Raw genomic sequence first — 21,471 nt, 5'->3', positions numbered from 1 at the left:
GTGAGGGCGAGGGCGGGTGACACTGGAACACAGCCGCCGCGGAAGGAGTCGACAGTGAGCTACATCCACGGGTATGACCCCGACACCCTCCGCGAACAGGTGGTGGCGCACGAGTGCCTGGAGCGCCTGGACGAGATCGGCGAGAAGCGGAGCCTGCCGGCCCTGCTGGAGCGGGTCTGGCTGCTGAAGGTGCTCGACCGCCCCGACGACGCCCTCGTGCTGGCGGAGGAGTCGGTGCGCGTGGCCCGCATGGCCGGCACCCGCAAAGACCTGCTGCGCGCCCGCATCCTGCACGCCTCGGTGCTGCAGGTGCGCCGCGCGTTCGCCGCCGCCGACCAGGAGCTGACGACCTGCGCACACGAGGCCGAGGGCCAGGGGTGGAGCGCGATCGCGGCGTTCGCCTACCAGCACCGCGGCAAGGTGCACTACGACGCGCACGACTTCGATGCCGCCCGCGCCGACTTCAAGCGGGCGCTGTTCCTGCGGCAGGAGGCCGGGGCCGACGACGCGCAGCTGCAGACGACTCTGGCCGCCATCGACGCCGCCGACCGCCGCCGGGCTCGCGTCGCGAGCTAGTGTCGTAGGTTTGTTCTAATCTCACGGGCATGTCCGATCTGCAACGTGTGCGCCACTGGGCCGAGGCGCTGATCACGGCCCACCTCGATGCGAGCTGGACCTTCGGGTTCGACAACGCCAAGCGACGAGCGGGGCTGTGCGACTACTCACGCAAGCGCATCAGCGTGTCGCGCTACCTCGCCGCCCGCTACGACGACGAGACCAACCACCAGACGCTGCTGCACGAGGTCGCCCACGCCCTCGCGGGCTCGGCGGCGGGGCACGGCTCGCGGTGGAAGGCGATCGCACGCGATCTCGGCTACGTCGGCGGCACGACCCACCAGGGCGAGACGGCCACCGAGCTCGCGCCGTGGGTCGGGGTGTGCCCGGCCGGTCACGTCGCCTACCGCCACCGCCGCCCGACCAGGCAGACCTCGTGCGCGACGTGCGCGCCGGCCTACAGCGAGCGGTTCCTCTTCCACTGGGCGCGACGCGAGATCACGCCGGCGACCAGACTCGCCGCGATGACCCCTCGCGACGCCCCGTAGGCGACGAACGGTCCGCCCGCCCATCGGGCGTTGAGCGGGCGAAGCGAGACGAAACGCTCAGAACGCGACGAAGAGGCCGCCGCGCAGCACCGGCACGACCGCCGAGGAATCGACGGATGTCGCCGCCAGCACGTCGTCGCGGAGGCCCCGCTCGACGAGCTCCTGCCCTGACCCCGAGGCGGTGAGCAGGTGCCGGGTCGCCGTCCGCAGGGCGCGGAAGCCCTCGCCCGCGACGGCCGCCTCGGGCGACGTGTGGTCGATGCCCAGCGACCCGAGCGCGTCGACGACGGCGCCGGCGCCGAGCTGGTCCTCGACAGCTACGCGCAGCGGGCCGGCCGCGGCGGCGAGCTCGCCGGCGGCGACGACCGCGATCGAGGTGCGCGCCGCGCGGCGATGCTGCTCGGCCATGACGGCGTGCGCGACCGCGGTCGCGTTGACGAGGCTCCCGAGCAGCACGGTGGCCCCCGCCGCAGCCGCCGCATCGGCGACGGCGGCGCCGTTGAGGGATGCGGTGCGCAGCGCGTCGTCGAACGCGACGGATTCCGCCTCTTCCAGACGGCCGGTCACGGTCGTCGAGAACCGCAGCACGTCGACGACCACGACGGTCTCGGCCGGCGCGAGGCGCGCGAGCCCCGCCACACCCCACTCCAGCCGCACCTGATAGCGGGACTGGTCGAACGGCGCGCTCTCGGGCATCCGTCCAGCCTATGCGGGTGCGACACTGGGGCATGCGGATCATGCTGAAGCTCGTCATCGACTGCGACGCCGACGCCGCCTGGCGGGCGCTGCACTCCCCGCGCGCGATCGCCGAACTCTACGGTCCGCTGCTCGAACTCGCCCCGCTCGAGGCGGGCGGCATGCCCCCCTCGCTCGCACCCGGCGCCGACGTTCCGGTGCAGTTGACCGTCGGCCCGGTGCCGCTCGGGCGGCAGCTCATCCACGTGAGCGACCGGTTCGTGGAGTCTGCCGAGGGCCCCGTGCGGATCCTCCGCGACAGCGGGATGCCGCTGACCGGCGCCCTGTCGGCCCTCGACGTGTGGGATCACCAGATGGCGGTCTCCCCGGCATCCGAGGCGACCACCCTCTGGCGCGAGCGCCTCGTCATCGGCGGCGCCGCGGCCCCCGCGCTGTGGCCCGTGCTGTGGGGCATCTGGCAGTGGCGGGCCGGCCGCATCCGCGCCCTCGCCCCGACCTGGGCGCACGACCCGGCGCCCGCCGACGGCCGCGACCCGACCGCCGACTGACCGCTACTCGACCAGCGCCTCGACCGGGGCGACGCGGGTCGCGAGCCGCGTCGGCACGACGGCGGCCACGAGCGTGAGCACGGCTGTCGCGACGACGACCACGAGCACCGGCACGAGCGGCACGGCCGGCGGCACGAAGGTCGGCGACAGCCAGGCCGGCGGCATCGGCACCGAGCCGAGCACCGACTGCGCGGCGATCCACCCGTAGCCGATGCCGAGCACGAGCCCGAACACGAGCGCCGTGACGGTCAGGTGCACGGCCTCCAGCAGCACCATGCGACGCACCTGCGCGGCGCTCAGGCCCAGCGCCCGCAGCATCCCGAGCTCACGGCGGCGCTGCACGACGCCGATCGTGAGGAGGTTCACGAGCCCGACGGCGGCGATGACGGCGCTGACGGCCACGAGGGTCATCATGACCGCCGAGAACGAGTCCATCATCTGCGCGAACGCGGCGTCGAGCTGCCCGCCGGCCGAGACGGCCGCCATCGCCTTGACCGATTCGGTGGCCACCGCGAACATCGTCACGAGCGCGACGCCCATCACGACGCCGATCGCCATGCGGCTCGAGCGCTCGGGGTAGCGGAGGGCGTTCTGCGCGGCCATGCGCGCCGGCACCGAGCGGCCGAACAGCCGCGCGGTCAGCCGCAGCAGCGGCGGCATGACGGCAGCGGCCGACATCGTCAGCGCCGTGAACGAGAACAGCCCGCCGAAGAAGGCGACGACGACCCCCAGCGGGGTGATCATGCCGATCGCGACGCCGCCGGCCAACAGGGCGAGCCCGAGAACCCCGAGCACGATCGCGGCGGCGTGGCGGCCGCGGCGGCCGGAGACCTCGTCGGCACTGAGCTCGACCGTGCCGCCGAGAGCCTGCAGCGGGGTGACCGCGAGCACGCGGCGCGAGCCCGCCCAGGCGGCGGTCCAGGTGGTGAGGGCGACGGCGATGGCCGGCAGCAGCAGCTCGGGCCGCGCGACGGCGTACTCGGCCGTCGTGCCGGTGAGCCGGTCGGCGACGGCGACGAGCGCGTAGGCGCCCGCCGTGCCGACGGCCAGCCCCGCGAACGCGCCGATGAGTCCGACCACGAGGCCCTGACCGGCGACCTCCTGTCGCTGCGCGCGGGCGGAGGCGCCGATGAGCCGCAGCAGGGCGATGCGGCGCGTGCGGCCCGCGACGATCGTGGCGAAGGTGTTCGCCGTGACGATCGCCCCGACATAGACCGCGACGCCGAGCAGCAGCATCCCGAGGATCATCACGATCGCCGCGAGCGTGTCGGACGTGCCGTAGTCGGGCACCGCCTGCAGCATCGCCCCGATGTACCCGGTCATCGTGATGAGCACGACGCCGAAGGCGGTCGAGATCGCCGAGACCAGGATGCTGGCGCCCATGCCGCGCTCACGCAGCCAGGCGAGCGAGGGCGCGGCCGCCCGCGGCCGGGCAGTGGGGAGCGCGACGGTGGTCACGAGGCCACCGCCTCGGCGGGAGCGACGGGCTCGGCGGCGAGCATGTAGGCCGAGATCTGCTCGGCGCTCTGGCGGGGCTTGTCGGCGACGATGCGGCCGTCGCCGAGGAAGATCACGCGGTCGGCGTGCGCGGCAGCGACGGGATCGTGGGTGACCATCGCGATCGACTGCCCGTGCTCGGCGCTCGCCGTTCGCAGCAGGGCGAGCACCTCGCGGCCGCTGCGGGAGTCGAGGTTGCCGGTGGGCTCGTCGGCGAAGACGAGGTCGGGGGCGGTGGCCAGAGCCCGGGCGATCGCGACGCGCTGCTGCTGGCCGCCGCTGAGCTCGTGCGGGCGGTGCCGCAGGCGCCCCGCGAGCCCGAGGGTCTCGACGAGCCCGTCGATGCGGGCGCGCTCGAGCGCCGTGGGCCGGCGCCCGTCGAGGTCGAACGGCAGCAGGATGTTGCCGATCGCGTCGAGGGTGGGCACGAGGTTGAACGACTGGAACACGAATCCGACGCGTCGGCGGCGCAGGATCGTGAGCTCGAGGTCGGAGAGCCCGGTGATCTCGGTGTCGGCGAGCCAGGCGCGGCCCGCGGTGGGGGCGTCGAGCCCCGCCATGATGTGCATGAGGGTGGACTTGCCCGACCCCGACGGGCCCATGATCGCGGTGAACTCGCCGCGGCGGATGCCGACGGTCACACCGTCGAGTGCGCGCACGGCGCCCGAGCCCGTGCCGTAGGTCTTGGTCAGCTGCTGCACCCGGGCGGCGAGCCCGAGCTCTGTGGTTGAGATCTCCATGCCACCGAAGCTACGGACGACCGGCGCCCCGCCGCGTCGGCCGGGCGGAGCATCCGCCTACATCCCAAGGATGACGTTTCAGGCCAGGCCGTGCTCGAAGGCGAAGACCACCAGCTGCACGCGGTCGCGCAGGGCGAGCTTGGCGAGGATGCGGCTGATGTGGGTCTTGACGGTGGCTTCGGAGAGGAACTCGCGCGCCGCGATCTCGGCGTTCGAGAGCCCTCGGGCGGCGAGGGCGAAGATCTCGCGCTCGCGCTCGGTGAGCCCGTCGAAGGCCGGCGGCACGGGCCGCGGCGCGGCGTCGGCGAAGTGTGCGAACAGGTCGCGCGTCGCGGATGCGGCGATGACCGCCGCGCCGGAGTGCACCGTGCGGATGGCCGCGAGCAGGAACTCGGGGTCGGCGTCTTTGAGCAGGAACCCGCTCGCGCCCTGGCGGATGGCGCGCGCGGCGGCCTCGTCGAGGTCGAACGTCGTGAGCATGACGACGCGCGGCGGATCGGCGTCGCGCAGCAGCTCGGCGGTCGCGGCCAGGCCGTCCATGATCGGCATGCGGATGTCCATGAGCACGACGTCGGGGCGCGTCTCGCGCACGATGCGCAGTGCCTCGGCGCCATCGCCGGCCTCGGCGACCACCTCGAGGTCGGGCTGCGAGTCGACGAGCATGCGGATGCCCGCACGGAACAGCGCCTGGTCGTCGACCAGCGCGACGCGGATGACGGATGCCGTCACGACGCGCTCCCCATCGGCCCACTCCCGATCGGGACGGCGACCCGCACGACGAATGCGTCGCCCTCCGCGCCGGCGTCGATCGTGCCGCCCACGAGCTGCGCGCGCTCGCGCATGCCGATGAGGCCGTGCCCGCCGCGGGGCTCTGGCGACCCGGGGGCGATGCCGTTGCGCACCGACAGGTCGACGGCATCCGCCCGCCAGGCGAGCACCACCTCGACCGTTCCGCCGTCGCCGTGCCGGAGGGCATTGGTGAGGGCCTCCTGCAGAATGCGGTAGACCGCCAGCTGCACGGCGGCGGGCGGCTCCGCGGCCGGGGCCGGATCCACATCGACCCGCAGGTCGACGCCGGCGGCGCGCACCTGGGCATAGAGCTGCTCGAGGTCGGCGAGGGTCGGCTGCGGACCGTCGCCCTGCGTGTGCCGCAGCTGCGCGAGCAGCAGCCGCACGTCGGCGAGGGCGGCACGCGCCGTCGACGAGATCGTGCCGAGGGCGGCGCCGGCGACCTCGGGATCGGCGGCCGCGGCATAGCGCGCGCCGTCGGCCTGTGCGATCACGACGGCGAGGGAGTGCGCAACGATGTCGTGCATGTCGCGGGCGATGCGCACGCGCTCGGCCTCGGCCTGTGCCTCCGCCTCCGCCTTCACCTGCGCGGCGCGGGTCGCCCTCGCGGCGAGCCCCGTGCGCACGAGCGCGCCGACGGTCCACGCGAGACCCAGGCCGAACAGCGCCGCCACGAGCACCGCCACGGCGGTCGTGACCATCGACCCGCTCACCCCGCCCGCGGCCGCAGCCGGCACGAAGATGTACGCCGTGATGACCGCCGCCCCCACGACAGCCGAGACGAGGCCGGCCCAGAACACCCGCCGCGAGCCGTAGGCCGCGGTCGCGTAGAGCACGCCGAAGATCGCGAGGTCGACGAAACTCGGCGGGCGCGCAAAGGCCATCTGCACGGACGCTGCGGCCCAGGCGACAGTCAGCGACAGACCGGGCGCCAACCGCCGCAGCGCCAGCGCCCCCGCGAACAGCACGCACACGAGGGCCGTCGACAGAGCGTTGAAGTCCGTCGCCCTGCCCGCCTCCAGCTCGATCGGCATCGCGATGAGCCCGAACAGCGCCGCCGCCGTGACGTCGATGACGCGCTGGGTGGGGGTGAGGGCGCGCAGCACGGCATCGACGCTACGCGAGACCGGCGCCGGCGGCATCCGTCTCGCGATGTATCCGAAGGGCGCGCGCTCAGCGGGCGGGTGCGCGGGATGCCGCGGCGAGCTCGCGCGCGACGTCCGACGCATCGGCGGCCACGAGGCCGCTCGTGACCCGCACGTGCGGAGCGGCCTCGCCCACGACGAAGGGGGAACCGGCCGCCACGGCGATGCCCGACGCCGCCAGGTGCACGATCGCGGCGCGCTCATCGACGACCGGCAGCCACAGGTTCAGGCCGTCGGGGTGCGCCGCCGCGATCCCCTCGCGGCGCAGCCCAGCCACGAGTGCTTCTTCGCGGTCGCGGTAGATCAGTCGCGCCGCGCGCACGGCGGAGAGGGCGCCCGGGTCGGTGAGCATGTCCAGCAGCACGGTCTGCAGCAGCCGCGACGTCCACCCCGGGCCCAGCATCCGTCGCGCGATGATGCGCTCGACGACGCGCGCGGGTCCGCCCAGGGCCGCGATGCGCAGATCGGGGCCGTGCGACTTCGAGAAGCTGCGCACGTGCACGACCTGCTCGGGCAGCCAGCGGCCGAGGGTCACGTCGGGCGCCATCGAGATGAGCCCGGAGTGGTCGTCTTCGATGACCAGGGCCCGATCGCCGTCGCGCGCGGCGCGGATCACGGCCGCCAGCCGCCGGGCGCGCTCGCTCGACATCGACGCGCCCGTCGGGTTCTGCGCCCGCGGCTGCAGCAGCACGGCCGAGGGCCTGCCGGTGAGGGCGTGGGCGAGGGATGCCGGCACCACCCCCTCGTCGTCGACCTCGAGGGGCAGCGGCTCGGCGCCGAGCGCATCGAGCAGATCGAAGAAGTAGGGGAAGCCGGGGGATTCGACGGCGACCCGGTCGCCGAAGCGCACGACCTGCTCGAGGGTGCGCGAGATGCCGTCGAGGGCGCCGTCGACCACCGTGAGCGCCTCGGGGTGCGAGGGCCACGAGCGCTGCAGCACCGCGAAGAGCTCGGGCAGCACGGGGAGGTCGTGGTATCTGCCGGTGTCGGCGCGCAGCGACACGCGCGCGAACGCGCTCTCGAGGGAGGGCAGCAGGGCCGGGTCGGGGGTGCCCAGCGACAGGTCGAGCCGCCACTCCGCCGCCGTCGGCGCCAGCCCGCGGACGCGCCGGGTGAGCCAATCGCGCTGCACGCCTCGGACGAACGTGCCCGCCCGCCCCCGAGAGACGATCATGCCGGTGCGGGCCAGTGCCTGCCACGCCGCGCTCACCGTCGCGGGGCTCACGCCGAGCTCGGCGGCGAGGTCGCGCACGGTCGGCAGCCGGTCGCCGGGGGCGAGCACGCCCTCGGCCCCGAGCCGCGCGATGACGCTCGCGATGCCCTGCGGAGAGCGGTCAGGAAAATCGGCTGCGTTCACATCCACCCTTTCGCGCCGCGACCTGAGCATTTACGCTCGCGACACAGGACGAAACCGCTGAGAAATGTTCAACCCGAAAGATAACAGAACGAGGTCGACCCACCGACGCACCCGATAGCCGCCGGCGGATCGGCCCTTCCCTGAGGAGGCGACGATGACGACGGTGCGCGCAGCGATCACGCAGACCACCTGGACGGGCGACAAGGCGTCCATGCTCGACAAGCACGAAGGCTTCGCGCGGGATGCCGCCGCGCGGGGCGCACAGGTGGTGTGCTTCCAGGAGCTGTTCTACGGTCCCTACTTCGGCATCACGCAGGACAAGAAGTACTACCGGTACGCAGAGCCGGCAGACGGCCCGATCGTGCAGCGCTTCGCCTCGATCGCCAAGGAGCTCGGCACCGTCATGGTGCTGCCGATCTACGAAGAGGCCCAGACCGGGGTGTACTACAACACCTCCGTGCTCGTCGACGCCGACGGCACGATCCTCGGCCAGTACCGCAAGAACCACATCCCGCACGTCGAGAAGTTCTGGGAGAAGTTCTACTTCCGACCGGGAAACCAGGGCTACCCCGTCTTCGACACGGCCGTCGGCAAGGTCGGCATGTACATCTGCTACGACCGGCACTTCCCCGAGGGGTGGCGCGAGCTGGGCCTGAACGGGGCGCACATGGTGTTCAACCCCAACGCCACCAAGCCCGGCCTGTCGAACCGGCTGTGGGAGGTCGAGGGCCCCTGCGCCGCCGTCGCCAACGGCTACTTCGTGCTGCAGCCCAACCGCGTCGGCCGCGAGGACAACGAATACGGCGACGAGGCGGTCACCTTCTACGGCTCGAGCCAGGTGATCGACCCTCGGGGCAACTTCGTCGGGGCGATCGGCTCCGGCGAGCACGAGGAGGTGCTGATCCGCGACCTCGACATGGACATGGTGCAGCAGATGCGCGACGACTGGCAGTTCTACCGCGACCGCCGGCCCGACACCTACGGCGACATCACGGCACCCTGACCCTCTGGAGCGAGAACAATGAGCACCACTCTCATCACCGGCGGCACGGTCGTGTCGGCCACGGGGCGCGGCGAGGCCGACGTCCTCATCGACGGCGAGACCATCGTCGCGGTGCTGCAGCCCGGCTCGGAACTGCTGGGCACCGACCTGACGGCATCCGTCGACACCGTCATCGACGCCACCGGCAAGTACGTCATCCCCGGCGGCATCGACGCCCACACGCACATGCAGCTGCCCTTCGGCGGCACGTTCGCCAGCGACACGTTCGAGACCGGCACCAGGGCGGCGGCGTGGGGCGGCACGACGAGCATCATCGACTTCGCCGTGCAGCGCACCGGCGAGCGCGTGCAGGACGGCCTGGCGCACTGGCACGAGCTGGCCGCGGGCAACTGCGCCGTCGACTACGGCTTCCACCAGATCATCGGCGGCGTCGACGACGATTCGCTCGCGGCGATGCGGGGCCTGGTCGACGAGGGCATCTCGAGCTTCAAGCTCTTCATGGCCTACCCCGGCGTCTTCTACTCCGACGACGCGCAGATCCTCAAGGCCATGCAGGTCTCGGCGGAGACCGGGATGCTGACGATGATGCACGCCGAGAACGGCCCGGCCATCGACGTGCTCGCCGAACAGCTCGTGGCACAGGGCAAGACCGACCCCTACTGGCACGGCGTCGCCCGCGCGTGGCAGCTCGAGGAGGAGGCGACGCACCGCGCCATCATGCTCGCCGACGTCACCGGGGCGCCGCTGTACGTCGTGCACGTGTCGGCCAAGCAGGCCGTCGCGCAGCTCGCCTGGGCCCGCGACAACGGCAAGAACGTGTTCGGCGAGACCTGCCCGCAGTACCTCTACCTCTCGCTCGAAGAGCAGCTGGGCGCCTCGAGCGACGAGTGGGGCACGTTCGAGGGCGCGAAGTGGGTGTGCTCGACGCCGCTGCGCTCACACGAGGAAGGCCACCAGCACCACATGTGGCAGGCCCTTCGCACCAACGACATCCAGATGGTCTCCACCGACCACTGCCCGTTCTGCATGAAGGGCCAGAAAGACCTCGGTCTCGGCGACTTCCGCGCGATCCCCAACGGCATCGGGTCGGTCGAGCACCGCATGGATCTCATGTACCAGGGCGTCGTGACCGGCAAGATCACCCTCGAGCGCTGGGTCGAGCTCACGAGCACCACCCCCGCGCGCATGTTCGGGCTCTACGGCCGCAAGGGCGTCATCCAGCCGGGTGCCGACGGCGACATCGTCGTCTACGACCCCAACGGGCACACCTCGATCGGGTTCGGCGAGGGCAGGACCCACCACATGAACATGGACCACTCCGCGTGGGAGGGCTACGAGATCGACGGACACGTCGACACCGTGATCTCGCGAGGCAAGGTGCTCGTCGACGGCGGCCAGTACCTCGGATCGAAGGGCGACGGGCGCTTCCTCAAGCGCGGCCTGTCGCAGTACCTGGTGTAGCCCGTGGATTTCGGCGTCGTCCTTCAGACCAATCCGCCCGCCGCCCGCGTCGTGCAGCTCTCGCAGCTGGCCGAGGCGCACGGCTTCAGCCACGTGTGGACCTTCGACTCGCACCTGCTGTGGGAGGAGCCCTACGTCATCCACTCGGCGATCCTCGCCGCGACCAACCGAGTCGTCGTGGGGCCGTTCGTCACCAACCCCGCCACGCGCGACTGGACCGTGACGGCGAGCGTGTTCGCGACCCTCAACGAGATGTACGGCAACCGCACGATCTGCGGCATCGGCCGCGGCGACTCGGCGGTGCGGGTCACCAACGGCAGGCCCACGACGATGGCCGAGCTGCGCGAGTCGATCCACGTCATCCGCGAGCTCGGCAACTCGCGCCCCGTCGAATACAAGGGCGCGACGCTGCAGTTCCCGTGGAGCCGCGGCTCCGAGCTCGACGTGTGGGTCGCCGCCTACGGCCCGATGGCCCTGAAGCTCACCGGCGAGGTCGGCGACGGGTTCATCCTGCAGCTGGCCGACGTCGACATCGCCGCCTGGATGATCAAGACGGTGAAGGATGCGGCTGCCGCCGCCGGACGCGACCCCGAGTCGCTGAAGTTCTGCGTGGCCGCCCCCATGTACATCGGCACCGACTGGGAGCACATGCGCGACCAGTGCCGGTGGTTCGGCGGCATGGTGGGCAACCACGTCGCCGACATCGTGTCGAAGTACGGCCACCACGGCGAAGTCCCAGAGGCCCTCACCGACTACATCGCCGGGCGCACGGGCTACGACTACAACACGCACGGCAAGAGCGACAACGACCACGTCGACTTCGTGCCGGACGAGATCGTGGATCGCTTCTGCATCCTGGGCTCCGCCAAGCACCACATCGAGAAGCTCGAGCAGCTGCGCGAGCTCGGCGTGACGCAGTTCGCCGGCTACCTGCAGCACGACAACAAGGAAGAGACGATGCGGGTCTACGGCGAGACCGTGATCCCGGCCCTGCAGACCCACGTGACGGCCAAGCGATGACCGCGGGCCCCACCACGACCCGGCCCGTGGCCGCGCGGCGGGTGCGGCCCCGCCGCAGGCCGTGGGTCGCGGCCGCATGGGGGGCGCTCGGCATCTTCGCGGTGGTCGCGCTGTGGGAGCTCTACAAGTTCGCAGGTCCCGCGCAGGGCGTCGTCGTGGGCGGGGTCGAGGGCGAGGCGGGCTCGGGCGTCATCATCCTGCCTCGGACCAACGACCGCGCCATGCCGCACGTGTGGGACATGGTCGCGCGCCTGTTCGACCCGACCAGCGGCGGCGACACCCCGCCGCTGTGGGTCACCGTCGTGGGAGCGGGCCTGGTGACCCTCGGCATCGCCGCTGCCGGCTGGATCATCGGCGTCGTCGTCGGCTTCGTGCTCGGCGCCGTCATGCAGCGCTGGCGCCTGGCCGAATGGGGGCTCCTCCCCTGGATCGTGCTCAGCCAGATCGTGCCGCTCATCGCCTTCGCCCCCGTGGTCAACGCGATCGGCAACCAGATCGACCGCGAGGGGTTCCCCTGGCCGCAGTGGCTGTCGGTGGCCCTCATCGCGTCGTACCTCGCGTTCTTCCCTGTCGCGGTCGGCGTGCTCCGCGGCCTCGATTCCCCCGATCGCATCCACCTCGACCTCATGCGCACCTACGCGTCGGGGTACTGGGCGACCCTCTTCCGGCTGCGGCTTCCCGCCGCCGTGCCGCACCTGCTGCCGGCGCTGCGCCTGGCCGCCGCCAACGCGGTGGTCGGGGCCATCGTCGCGGAGGTCTCGATCGGCATGCGCGGCGGCATCGGGAGGATGCTGATCCAGCTGGCAGGGCAGGCCTCCAGCGATCCGGCGGCACCGTGGGGCCCGACGTTCGGCACCATCGCGCTCGGGCTGGTGGCGGCCGCATCCGTCGCCGTGCTCGGCATCGGACTTCACAGATACCGCAGAGGCGAGGAAACAGCATGACCCTGGACCAGAGCGAAGCGCAGCCTTCGACGACCACGACCGCACCCGCGGTGCGCGTCGCCGGCGCGGGCAAGATCTTCTCGACCCGTGAGGGCGAGGTGGTCGCCCTCACCGGGGTGGAGCTCGAGGTCGCTGCGGGCGAGTTCGTCTCGCTCATCGGCCCCTCCGGCTGCGGCAAGTCGACCCTGCTGCGGCTCATCGCCGACCTCGACCAAGCCTCCTCGGGCACCGTCGAGCTGTTCGGCAAGCACGCACGCCGCGCCCGGCTCGACCAGGACTACGGCATCGCCTTCCAGCAGGCGGGGCTCCTCCCCTGGCGCACCGTCGCCGACAACATCGGCCTGCCGCTGCAGCTGCACGGCACCGGCAAGGCCGAGCGCGCCGCCCGCGTGCGCGAACTCGTCGAGCTGGTGGGCCTGACCGAGTTCACCGACCGCTACCCCGACCAGCTCTCCGGCGGCATGCAGCAGCGCGTCGCGATCGCCCGCGCCCTCGCGTCGCAGCCGAAGCTGCTGCTCATGGACGAGCCGTTCGGCGCCCTCGACGAGATGACCCGCGAGTACCTGCAGTCCGAGCTCGCCCGCATCGCCGCCGAGACGGGTGCCGCCGTCGTGTTCGTGACCCACTCCATTCCCGAGGCGGTGTTCCTCTCCGACCGCGTCGTCGTCATGAGCCCTCGGCCAGGACGCATCACCGACGTGCTCCCGATCGGGCTCGGCGGTCCCCGCGACGAGGCGCTGCGCGAGTCTCCGGAGTACTTCGAGCGGGTCACGGCGGTGCGCGAGGCGCTGCACGGCGCCCCCGTCGAAAGGGCGAACGAGCGGTGAGCGCCCTGACGGCCGACGCGCGCCCGCTGCCCGGCTGGCTGCGCTGGGCCGCGCCTGCGGTGGTCGGCGTCGTGGGACTCGTGCTCTGGTACGTGTGGGTCGAGGTGCTGCAGACCGCTCCGCGCATGGTGCCGAGCCCCGTCGCCATCGCGCAGGAGCTCGTGCTCCGATGGCCGATCATCGCCGAAGACATGGGCATCACCGCGACCAACGCGTTCATCGGTCTCGTCGCCGGCAGTGTGCTCGGCATCCTGCTGGCGGGCCTGGCGGCATCGATGCGCTTCGTCGACGGGATGCTGGCGCCCCTCGTCGCCGCCGTCGCCGTGGTGCCGATCGTCGCGCTCACCCCGATCCTCAACACGATGTTCGGCGCATCGAGCCAGTTCGGCCGGCAGGCCGTGGCGGCGATCGCGGCGTTCGTGCCGGTGTTCGTCAATGTGCTGCGGGGGCTGCGGCAGACGCGCCCCGTGCACCGCGATGTGCTGCGGGCGTCGGCCGCCTCGGGTGCGCAGACCTTCCGCTTCCTGACTCTTCCCACCGCCGTGCCGTACCTGCTCACGGGCCTGCGGCTGGCGGCATCCCTCGCCGTCATCTCGGCGCTGGTCGCCGAGTACTTCGGCGGTCCTGCCGACGGGGTCGGCACCGCGATCGCCACCTATGCCAAGTCGGGCCGCGCCGCCCTCGCGTGGGCGTATGTCGCCGGCGGCATCGGCATCGGACTCGCATTCTTCCTCGTCACGGCGCTCGCCGAGCGCCTCGCCACGAGAAGGCGGCCGACCTGACCCGAGGTCGACCGTGACACCCTGCACCACCACCGCACCACCAGAAAGGAACACAGCATGAGACACAGCATCCGTCGCGGCCTCGCCGCCGCGTCCGTCGTCACGATCGCGTCCCTCGCGCTCGCGGCGTGCTCCGGCTCGTCCGAGCCCGCCTCGTCCGGATCGGCCGATGCCGATTTCGAGCCGCTCACCTCGATCAAGCTCCAGCTGCAGTGGCTGCCCCAGGCGCAGTTCGCGGGGTACTACATCGCGCAGGAGAAGGGCTACTTCGAGGAGGAGGGCTTCGACGACGTCGAGATCATCCCCTCGGGCGGCGACATCGTCCCGCAGGACGCCCTGGTCGCCGGCGACGCCGACTTCGCGATCGCGTGGGTTCCCAAGGTGCTCGGCACCCTCGAGGCCTCCGGCGTCGAACTGACCGACATCGCGCAGGTCTTCCAGAAGTCGGGCACCCTGCAGGTGTCGTGGGCCGGTGACGGCATCACCTCGGTCGCCGACTTCGAGGGCAAGAAGATCGGCTCGTGGGGCTTCGGCAACGAGTGGGAGATCTTCGCGGCGATGGCAGCCGAGGGCCTCGACTCGACCAGCGTCTCGATCACGACGCAGGACTTCTCGATGAACGCGCTGCTGGACGGCGACGTCGACGCCGCCCAGGCGATGACCTACAACGAGTGGGCGCAGATCCTCGAGGTGACCAACCCCGAGACCGGCGAGCTCTACCAGCCCGAGGACTTCGACGTCGTCTCGTACGAAGACACCGAGGGCGCCATGCTCCAGGATGCGATCTGGGCCGACACCGAGCGGCTCGACAGCGACCCGGCCTACGCCGACGCCGCCGTGCGCTTCCTCAAGGCGATCACGAAGGGCTGGCTGTACGCCAGGGACAACCCCGAGGATGCGGCATCCATCGTCTTCGACATCGCCTCGAACGCGGAGCTGGCCTACCCGGTCGGCCCCACGCACCAGCTGTGGCAGATGAACGAGGTCAACAAGCTCATCTGGACAGGCGCCGACTTCGGCGTGGTCGACGACGCGGCGTGGGACAAGACGGTCGCCGGCGCCCTGTCGGCGAAGAACCAGGACGGCCTGAACCTCATCACGGCCGAGCCCGCCGACTCTGCCTACTCGAACGAGTACATCGAGAAGGCGCTGTCGGAGCTCGCCGACGAGGGCGTCGAGGTGGCGGGCGAGTACACGCCCATCGACGTGACCCTCACCGAGGGCGGTCAGTAACCGCAACGGCACTGCGGAGGGGCTCGGGCGCATGCGCCCGGGCCCCTCGGTCGTTCACGCGGGGAGGAGCGGGCGGTGCTCGTAGAAGGTCTGCAGCACGATCGTCGTGCGGGTGTTGACGGATGCGGCCTGCCGGATGTCGCGGATGAGCTCCTCGAGCCGCCGAGGCGAGGCCACCCGCACGAACAGCATGTAGGCGGCATCTCCCGCGATCGAATGGCACGCCTCGATCTCGGCGAGGTGCTCGAGCAGCTCGGGGGCGTTGTCGGGCTGGGCGGGGTCGAGCGGGGTGATCTCGACGAAGGCCGCGAGGGGCTTGCCGACCGACTCCGGGTCGATCACGGCCCGGTAGCCCGAGATGACGCCGCGCGCCTCGAGCCGCTTGAGCCTGGCCTGCACCGCCGAGACCGACAGCCCGACCCGCTCCGACAGGTGCGCGAGGGTGGCCTGGCCGTCCTCGGCGATGGCGGTGACGAGAGCGTGATCGACAGCATCCTCCATACATGGAAGAATATCTGCAGAACACTTGCTCGACAGGAATTATTCCTGTCGTGTCGTCTGATCGGAGGCACACATGACCGCAACCCGCCTGTCCCCGGCCGTCGTGGCAGACGCCGCCGTCGTCGAGACCTCGCCCGCGTGGCTCGCCCTGAAAGACGCCGCGACGACACTGCAGTCACTGCAGGCGCAAGACGGCTCGGTGCCCGAAGCGGACGACCACGCCGAGGCCCGCTCGTGCGTCCAGGCGATCGTCGAGTCGATCCGCGCGCTCGCGCCCGCCTTCCCGCACGACGCCGAGTACCTTGCCGCGAGCATGCACGACTTCGAGCGCTGGGTCGACGGCGGGTTCGCGGTGCCCGACTTCCTCGAGTCGCTCGTCGCGTTCCAGCCGCAGCAGCATCGCGTCGACGGGATGCGGCACCTCGTGGTCTTCCCGATGTACACGCAGAACGGCTCGCGCGACCGCCACGTCGAGGCCCTCATCGTCGAGGTGATCTGGCCCGAGTTCATCGCGCAGCTCGAGACGGAGTACACCAACAAGCTCTTCGTCTCGCTGCGGCTCATCGACTTCACGCCCGGCTACGACACCAACAGCGCCGTGCTGTTCCCCGAGACCGTCGCGATGCGCGAGATCCCGACCTTCACGTGGGGCGCGATCTTCCAGGACCGGGAGGCCGCGCGCTACCGGCGCGTCGTGCGCGCGGCATCCGAGATCACGAAGCTCGACCTGCCTGCCGACGCAGCGCGGATGCTGGACGACCAGCAGCTGGCCGAAGAGACGTTCGTGATGTGGGACCTCATCCACGACCGCACCCACATGCGCGGCGACCTGCCGTTCGACCCGTTCATGATCAAGCAGCGGATGCCGTACTTCCTCTACTCGCTCGAAGAGCTGCGGTGCGACCTCACCGCCTTCCGCGAGTGCGTCGGGATCACGCAGCGCCTGCGCGCGCGGCGCGACGGCGGCGAGACCCTCGAGCCGTCCGAGCAGGCGATGCTCGACCACGCCGTGCTCGTGCAGTACGCAGTGATCTTCGACCGCATCTTCCGCTTCGCGATCACCGGGTCGCGCGTGCGCAACTACGACGGCCTCGGCGGGCAGCTGCTGTTCGCATGGCTGCACCAGCGCGGCGTTCTGCACTGGACCGACACGGCCCTCGCTTTCGACTGGGAGGCGGTCCCTGCCGCCGTCGTCGCCCTCAGCGACGCGATCGACGAGCTGTACTGGCGCTCGATCGATCGCCCGAAGACGGCGCACTGGCTCGCCGCCTACGACCTCGTGCGCTCGACGCTCACGCCGCACCCGGCGTCGCAGTGGGCGCGGGGCCTGTCCGACGAGGTGCTCGCGGGCGCACCCAAGGGCTTCACCGACGCCGTGCTCGACGACGAGTTCCCGCTGTCGATGTTCTTCGAGGCGCTCGACAAGAAGATGAAGCCCGTCATCGAGTCGACCGTGGGGATCACGGGGCGCGACTGACGCGCGACGCCCTCAGCGGCGGTGGTCGGGGGCGTCGAGGTCGGTCGCGCCTGAGCGCGCGTGCGCCTCGGGCGCGGGCACCTCGGCGGCCTCGACCGACGCCGGCGCCTCGGCGTACTCGGCCGACAGCGTGCGGTACGCCTTGGTCGTGAAGGCGAGCAGGGCCAGCACCACCATCACGAGTCCCGCGAAGAAGAACACGAGTGCGATGCCGCGCGCATCTCCCTCGCCGACGAGCCACCCCCACTGCTGCTGTCCGGCGTCCGATTCCATGTACGGAATGATCCAGAACTGCGCGAGCGGTGCGATGACGAACGCCGTGACGGGCGCCGCGGCCGCCTCGAACGCCTGCGCGAACCCGAAGACGCGCCCCTGCGTCTCGTAGGGCACGACACGCTGGATCACCGTCTGCTCGGCCGCCTCGATCACGGGGATGAGGCACATGTACACCCAGATGCCGAGGGCGTACAGCCACCACCACTCGCGGATCGTGAACAGGCTCCCGAGCAGCCCCATGCCGATCGCGAACACCAGCATCGTGCGGATCGGGTTGCGCCCGAGCCCGAACTTCGCGATCAGCCCGCCGCCGATGATGAACCCGGTCGCCGTCACCCCGAGCACGACACCCCACCACTCCACCGGGAATAGGGTCAGGCCGTAGGGGTCCATCAGCGCCATGTAGACGCCGCCGATGAGGTTGTTCAGGGTCGAGAAGAGGATCAGCGCGAACAGCCCGGAGACGGCGGCGACGGCGCGGATGCTGCCCCGCAGGTCGATCAACGGCACGCGCTGCCCGGCCGCGGCCGGCTGGTCTTCGGGGATTCGGATCGTCAGGAGGTGCACGAGGGCGACCGCCGTGAGCACGACGGCGATCACGAGGGTCCACCCCATGCCGAGAAGGCCGACGGCGAGCCCGCTGAACACGCTCGTGATCATGAAGGCGACGCCCTGCACGGTGCCCACGAGCCCGTTGGCGTTGGCATGGCGCTCGGTGGGCACCAGCAGCGTCACGGTCGTCGACAGCGCGATGCTGCGCAGGTTCTCGACGACGGCGCCCAGCAGCAGCACGGCCGAGAAGATCCAGAACCACGGCTCGCCGAGGTTCGACATCGTGCTCTCGCCGAGCGCGAAGAAGAGCCCGCCGCTGATGATGAAGGCCGCCAGCGTCACGAACGCGGAGGCGACCATGACCGGATGCTTGCGGTGCCGGTCGACGATCGTGCCGAACAGCATGCCGAACACGGCGATCAGCAGCATGTAGACGCCGCCGATGACGCCGGTGGCCAGCACCGACTTCGTCTCGAGGTAGGCCCAGAAGGTGAGGGCGAACCACAGGAAGCTCGTAGTGATGTTGGCCGCGGCGGTGTTCACGAGCACGTGCAGGAACACGCGCATGCCGTCGGGCGGCACCTGGCGGGGCGGGGCCTGCGCGGCGGAAGCGGTCTCGTCGGCCATGGCATCGAGGCTACGGACCGCCTCCGACATCGGCTAGCCCCCGGCGCGACGAAGGGCGGGGCCACACGTGCGGCCCCGCCCTCCGATACGCGCTATCGCGACTTCGGGACGTACTTCTTCGCCGAGGTCTTGGCGACGGTCGTGTAGCCGGTCAGGTGTCCGGTGACTTTGACCGAGACGCGGTGGCCGCGGTCGGCCGAGACCACCTTGTACGACGACTTCGACGCGCCCTTGATGGCCTTGCCGTCTCGGAGCCACTGGTAGGTGAACGACGTGCCGCTGGTCCACGTGCCCGTCTTCGCCTTGAGCGTCTTGCCCGCCTTCGCGGTGCCGCTGATCGTCGGGGTCTTGGTGCTCAGCGTGCCCTTGGCCACGGTCTTCGCCGACGACGTCTTCGCGACCGTCTCGTAGCCCGCGAGCGATCCGGTCACCTTCACCGAGACGCGCGTGCCGGCATCGGCGCGCACGAGCTTGTACGACGAGCCCGTCGCCTTGCTGATCGCCTTGCCGTCTCGCAGCCACTGATAGGTGAGCTTCGCGCCCTTCGTCCAGGTGCCGGCCGACGCCTTGACCGTAGAGCCGACCTTCACCGTGCCGCTGATGGCGGGTGTCGCCGCGGTCAGCGCGGCCTTGACGACGGTGACCACGCGGGTCTCGGTCGCCTGGTTGCCGCGGGCGTCGCTGACCGCGTAGGTCAGCGTGTGGGCTCCGAGCACCGAGGTGTCGACGGAGCCGGAGATCGTGACGGATGCCGTGAGGTCGCCGTCGACGTTGTCGATCGCCGAGACCCCTGCACGCGCATCGAAGGCCGAGCCGTAGCTCACCGACGCGGAGGCCGGCACGGTCAGCTCGGGTGCGGCATCCCGCTTCAGCGTCACTTCGTCGACGACGCTGTTCACGGGCTTCTCGTCGCCGGAGGCCTGGCTGCGGAGGGTCCGCAGCGTGATGGCGTCGCCGGTGACCTCGACCACCGAGTAGTTGCGCACCTTCTCCTGGTTGATCACCGAGGCGAACCAGGCGTCGGGGGCAGTCGTGTTGTAGTACTTCGAGCCGCTCGCCGAGTTAGCGGTGAGATAGAGCACCTCGCCGTCCTTCGCCTCGACGGTCGCCTGGCCGGACAGCTCCTGCGCATCGGCGAGCTCGCCGTCCTCGATGAGGTAGCTGCGCGTGTAGTTGTGGTCGTGGCCCATCAGCACGACGTCGAAGCCGAGCGTCGAGATCTCGGTCGGCAGGTTCGCGCGGCGGTCGACGATGTCGCTGTCGGCCGTGTGCGAGGCCACCGAGTAGATCGAGTGGTGGAAGGCGAGCACCTTCCAGCTGGCCTCGTCGCCGTGCTCCGCCACCACGTCCTCGAGGAACGCGTTGTGCGAGGCGTAGTCGCGGCTGTTCGAGTTGATGTTGACGAACAGCACATCCTTGTAGATGAACCAGTAGTCGCCACCCGAGGCGGTCGCCGACGACGCGGCACCCGCGGTGAGGTCTTCGTTCGGCACGTTGAAGTGCTGCTCGTAGGCCTTCGATCCGACGTCGTGGTTACCGTTGGTGGCGACGACCGGGATGCTGCGCACCTGGTCGGGGGCGAGGAAGGTCGCGTACTGCGCCTCGTTCGACGCGTTCTCGACCTGGTCTCCTGCCGAGAACAGCAGCTCGGCGTCGGGGTAGGTCTCGGTCGCGACGTTCACGGTGTCGACCCAGCCGGCCTCGTCGTTCGCGAGGTTCCCGGAGGCGCCGACCTGGGGGTCGCCGAAGAAGAGGAATGAGAAGTCGCCCGAGAAGCTCTGCGTGCGGAAGGTGGAGACCGGCGACCAGCCGTTCTCATCGCTGCCGACGCGGTACGCGTACTCGGTGTTCTCGGCGAGGCCGCTCAGCGTCGTGTCGCGGAAGAACTCGCCGCTCGTGGTCGCGCCACCGGCCGTGGTCGCGAACGTGGTCGCCGAGGCGGGGAACGCGTCGCCGACGACCTCGGAGGTCTTCGCGAGCTGGGCCACCTGTGCCACGTCCTGGTCGGAGTACCACGTGAGGTTGCGCTCGGCCTCGGTGGCGCCCACGCCCAGCACGATGTCGGAGATGGTGACAGGCAGGTCTTTGTGCACGGGGGCGAGCGAAGCGAGGTTCAGATAGATGTCGCTCGACGACGCGCGATCCTGGTAGAGCGCGACGGCGATCGTGTTCTCGCCAGGCTCGAGCACATCGGCGGGGATGCTGAAGGTGCTCGTGGCGGGGTCGCCCGCGCTGTTGCCGGCGTAGGTGACGTTCTGGTTGGTCGCCTCGTCGACGCGGCTGTCGACGAAGCCGGCGACCTTCTGCCCGTTGACGTAGACGCGCACCGCGTCGTCGTAGGTGATCGAGCCTTGCAGGGCCGAGATCTCATCGAGCTCGGCGGCGGTGATCGTGACGTCGGTGCGGAAGTGATAGGTCGGCACGGTCGGCTGCGAGGTGCCGTTGAGGTAGTGGCGCAGCACGGTGGTCACCGGGAAGGCGGAGCCGAGGTTCGGGGTGGCGGAGTTGTTCTTCGCGCCGAACGCGCCGGCGGCCTCCTTCCACGCCGAGTCGTCGAAGGCCTCGGTCGTCCACGACAGCGTGCCGTCGCCGGACGGGTCGGAGCCGTCGTCGGAGTACGCCCACACGGTCGCGCCGCCGAGGTAGCTCTCCGGCAGCGCGACGGCGGCCGATGCCGGCAGCGCCGTGGCGGCGAGGGTGCCGGCCGTCAGCGCGAAGAGCGCCACGCCGGCGACGGTGCGGCGGCCGGGGCGCACGCGGGAAGCGCGCTCGACCGGCGGGAGTTCAGTGTTTCTCAATGCCTCTGCCTATCTGGGTGTCAGTCGGGGGAACGATGCGACGGGCGCACCGCGGATCAGGCTGGCCGGGCGCGGTGACGGGGTGCCCCCCGCAG

20 protein-coding genes are annotated in these 21,471 nt (G+C 71.0%); 11 read left to right on the top strand and 9 right to left on the bottom strand.

All coding sequences use genetic code 11. The features are described from left to right. Positions 1 to 54: 54 nt before the first annotated feature. Positions 55 to 576, top strand: a complete 522-nt coding sequence (locus OAW74_RS00520; protein ID WP_262872382.1) for a hypothetical protein — start codon at positions 55 to 57, stop codon at positions 574 to 576. A gap of 29 nt (positions 577 to 605) precedes the next feature. Further along, a complete protein-coding gene (locus tag OAW74_RS00515) occupies positions 606 to 1,103 on the top strand; it encodes a SprT-like domain-containing protein (protein ID WP_262872381.1) in 498 nt (165 codons plus the stop codon). Positions 1,104 to 1,160: 57 nt separating this feature from the next. On the opposite strand, the gene OAW74_RS00510 is transcribed toward OAW74_RS00515, so the two are convergent. Next, positions 1,161 to 1,799, bottom strand: a complete 639-nt coding sequence (locus tag OAW74_RS00510; protein ID WP_262872380.1) for a 2-phosphosulfolactate phosphatase — start codon at positions 1,797 to 1,799, stop codon at positions 1,161 to 1,163. A 32-nt stretch (positions 1,800 to 1,831) separates the two neighbouring features. On the opposite strand from OAW74_RS00510, the gene OAW74_RS00505 reads away from it, so the two are divergent. Then, positions 1,832 to 2,347, top strand: a complete 516-nt coding sequence (locus OAW74_RS00505) for a hypothetical protein (protein ID WP_262872379.1) — start codon at positions 1,832 to 1,834, stop codon at positions 2,345 to 2,347. A gap of 3 nt (positions 2,348 to 2,350) precedes the next feature. Here OAW74_RS00505 and OAW74_RS00500 read toward each other — a convergent pair whose 3' ends face one another. The 5 genes from OAW74_RS00500 to OAW74_RS00480 form a co-directional block, all read right to left on the bottom strand. Next, positions 2,351 to 3,805, bottom strand: coding sequence for an FtsX-like permease family protein (locus OAW74_RS00500; protein WP_378732985.1), 1,455 nt, complete (start codon positions 3,803 to 3,805; stop codon positions 2,351 to 2,353). After that, on the bottom strand, positions 3,802 to 4,584 hold the full coding sequence (locus OAW74_RS00495; RefSeq protein ID WP_262872378.1) for an ABC transporter ATP-binding protein: 783 nt from the start codon (positions 4,582 to 4,584) through the stop codon (positions 3,802 to 3,804). The genes OAW74_RS00500 and OAW74_RS00495 overlap by 4 nt, the downstream gene beginning before the upstream one ends. A gap of 78 nt (positions 4,585 to 4,662) precedes the next feature. Continuing rightward, a complete protein-coding gene (locus tag OAW74_RS00490; protein WP_262872377.1) occupies positions 4,663 to 5,313 on the bottom strand; it encodes a response regulator in 651 nt (216 codons plus the stop codon). Further along, on the bottom strand, positions 5,310 to 6,479 hold the full coding sequence (locus OAW74_RS00485) for a sensor histidine kinase (RefSeq protein ID WP_262872376.1): 1,170 nt from the start codon (positions 6,477 to 6,479) through the stop codon (positions 5,310 to 5,312). The genes OAW74_RS00490 and OAW74_RS00485 overlap by 4 nt, the downstream gene beginning before the upstream one ends. 67 nt (positions 6,480 to 6,546) lie before the next feature. Continuing rightward, on the bottom strand, positions 6,547 to 7,875 hold the full coding sequence (locus OAW74_RS00480; protein ID WP_262872375.1) for an aminotransferase class I/II-fold pyridoxal phosphate-dependent enzyme: 1,329 nt from the start codon (positions 7,873 to 7,875) through the stop codon (positions 6,547 to 6,549). Positions 7,876 to 8,029: 154 nt separating this feature from the next. Between OAW74_RS00480 and OAW74_RS00475 the strand changes: the two genes are divergently transcribed. The 7 genes from OAW74_RS00475 to OAW74_RS00445 are packed head-to-tail and all read left to right on the top strand — an operon-like array spanning position 8,030 to position 15,145. Next, positions 8,030 to 8,878: a nitrilase-related carbon-nitrogen hydrolase gene (locus tag OAW74_RS00475; RefSeq protein WP_262872374.1), complete on the top strand. Its 849-nt coding sequence runs from the start codon at positions 8,030 to 8,032 to the stop codon at positions 8,876 to 8,878. Between the two features lie 18 nt (positions 8,879 to 8,896). Further along, the gene (gene hydA, locus OAW74_RS00470; RefSeq protein WP_262872373.1) at positions 8,897 to 10,339 is read left to right on the top strand and encodes a dihydropyrimidinase; all 1,443 of its coding nucleotides are present in this window, start codon (positions 8,897 to 8,899) and stop codon (positions 10,337 to 10,339) included. A gap of 3 nt (positions 10,340 to 10,342) precedes the next feature. Further along, positions 10,343 to 11,359, top strand: coding sequence for a TIGR03842 family LLM class F420-dependent oxidoreductase (locus OAW74_RS00465; RefSeq protein WP_262872372.1), 1,017 nt, complete (start codon positions 10,343 to 10,345; stop codon positions 11,357 to 11,359). Next, on the top strand, positions 11,356 to 12,303 hold the full coding sequence (locus OAW74_RS00460; protein ID WP_262872371.1) for an ABC transporter permease: 948 nt from the start codon (positions 11,356 to 11,358) through the stop codon (positions 12,301 to 12,303). The genes OAW74_RS00465 and OAW74_RS00460 overlap by 4 nt, the downstream gene beginning before the upstream one ends. Further along, entirely contained in the window at positions 12,300 to 13,130 is an 831-nt protein-coding gene (locus tag OAW74_RS00455) for an ABC transporter ATP-binding protein (protein ID WP_262872370.1), read from the top strand. Before OAW74_RS00460 ends, OAW74_RS00455 begins: the two co-directional genes overlap by 4 nt. Further along, positions 13,127 to 13,912, top strand: coding sequence for an ABC transporter permease (locus tag OAW74_RS00450; RefSeq protein WP_262872369.1), 786 nt, complete (start codon positions 13,127 to 13,129; stop codon positions 13,910 to 13,912). The genes OAW74_RS00455 and OAW74_RS00450 overlap by 4 nt, the downstream gene beginning before the upstream one ends. Before the next feature lie 57 nt (positions 13,913 to 13,969). After that, positions 13,970 to 15,145 (top strand): ABC transporter substrate-binding protein, encoded by a 1,176-nt coding sequence (locus OAW74_RS00445; RefSeq protein WP_262872368.1) that lies wholly within the window; start codon positions 13,970 to 13,972, stop codon positions 15,143 to 15,145. A gap of 54 nt (positions 15,146 to 15,199) precedes the next feature. On the opposite strand, the gene OAW74_RS00440 is transcribed toward OAW74_RS00445, so the two are convergent. Continuing rightward, the gene (locus tag OAW74_RS00440; protein WP_262872367.1) at positions 15,200 to 15,646 is read right to left on the bottom strand and encodes an Lrp/AsnC family transcriptional regulator; all 447 of its coding nucleotides are present in this window, start codon (positions 15,644 to 15,646) and stop codon (positions 15,200 to 15,202) included. Between the two features lie 73 nt (positions 15,647 to 15,719). On the opposite strand from OAW74_RS00440, the gene OAW74_RS00435 reads away from it, so the two are divergent. Then, positions 15,720 to 17,123, top strand: coding sequence for a DUF6421 family protein (locus OAW74_RS00435; protein ID WP_262872366.1), 1,404 nt, complete (start codon positions 15,720 to 15,722; stop codon positions 17,121 to 17,123). A 12-nt stretch (positions 17,124 to 17,135) separates the two neighbouring features. On the opposite strand, the gene OAW74_RS00430 is transcribed toward OAW74_RS00435, so the two are convergent. Then, the gene (locus OAW74_RS00430) at positions 17,136 to 18,578 is read right to left on the bottom strand and encodes an MFS transporter (RefSeq protein WP_378732974.1); all 1,443 of its coding nucleotides are present in this window, start codon (positions 18,576 to 18,578) and stop codon (positions 17,136 to 17,138) included. 92 nt (positions 18,579 to 18,670) lie between these two features. Beyond that, entirely contained in the window at positions 18,671 to 21,376 is a 2,706-nt protein-coding gene (locus tag OAW74_RS00425) for an immunoglobulin-like domain-containing protein (RefSeq protein ID WP_262872365.1), read from the bottom strand. Positions 21,377 to 21,471: the final 95 nt, after the last annotated feature.

Source organism: Microbacterium fluvii, assembly GCF_025515205.1.
GTDB classification, from domain to species: domain Bacteria; phylum Actinomycetota; class Actinomycetes; order Actinomycetales; family Microbacteriaceae; genus Microbacterium; species Microbacterium fluvii.
Note: the sequence above shows the minus strand (reverse complement) of the source record. Positions and strands in the feature narration are given on the sequence as shown.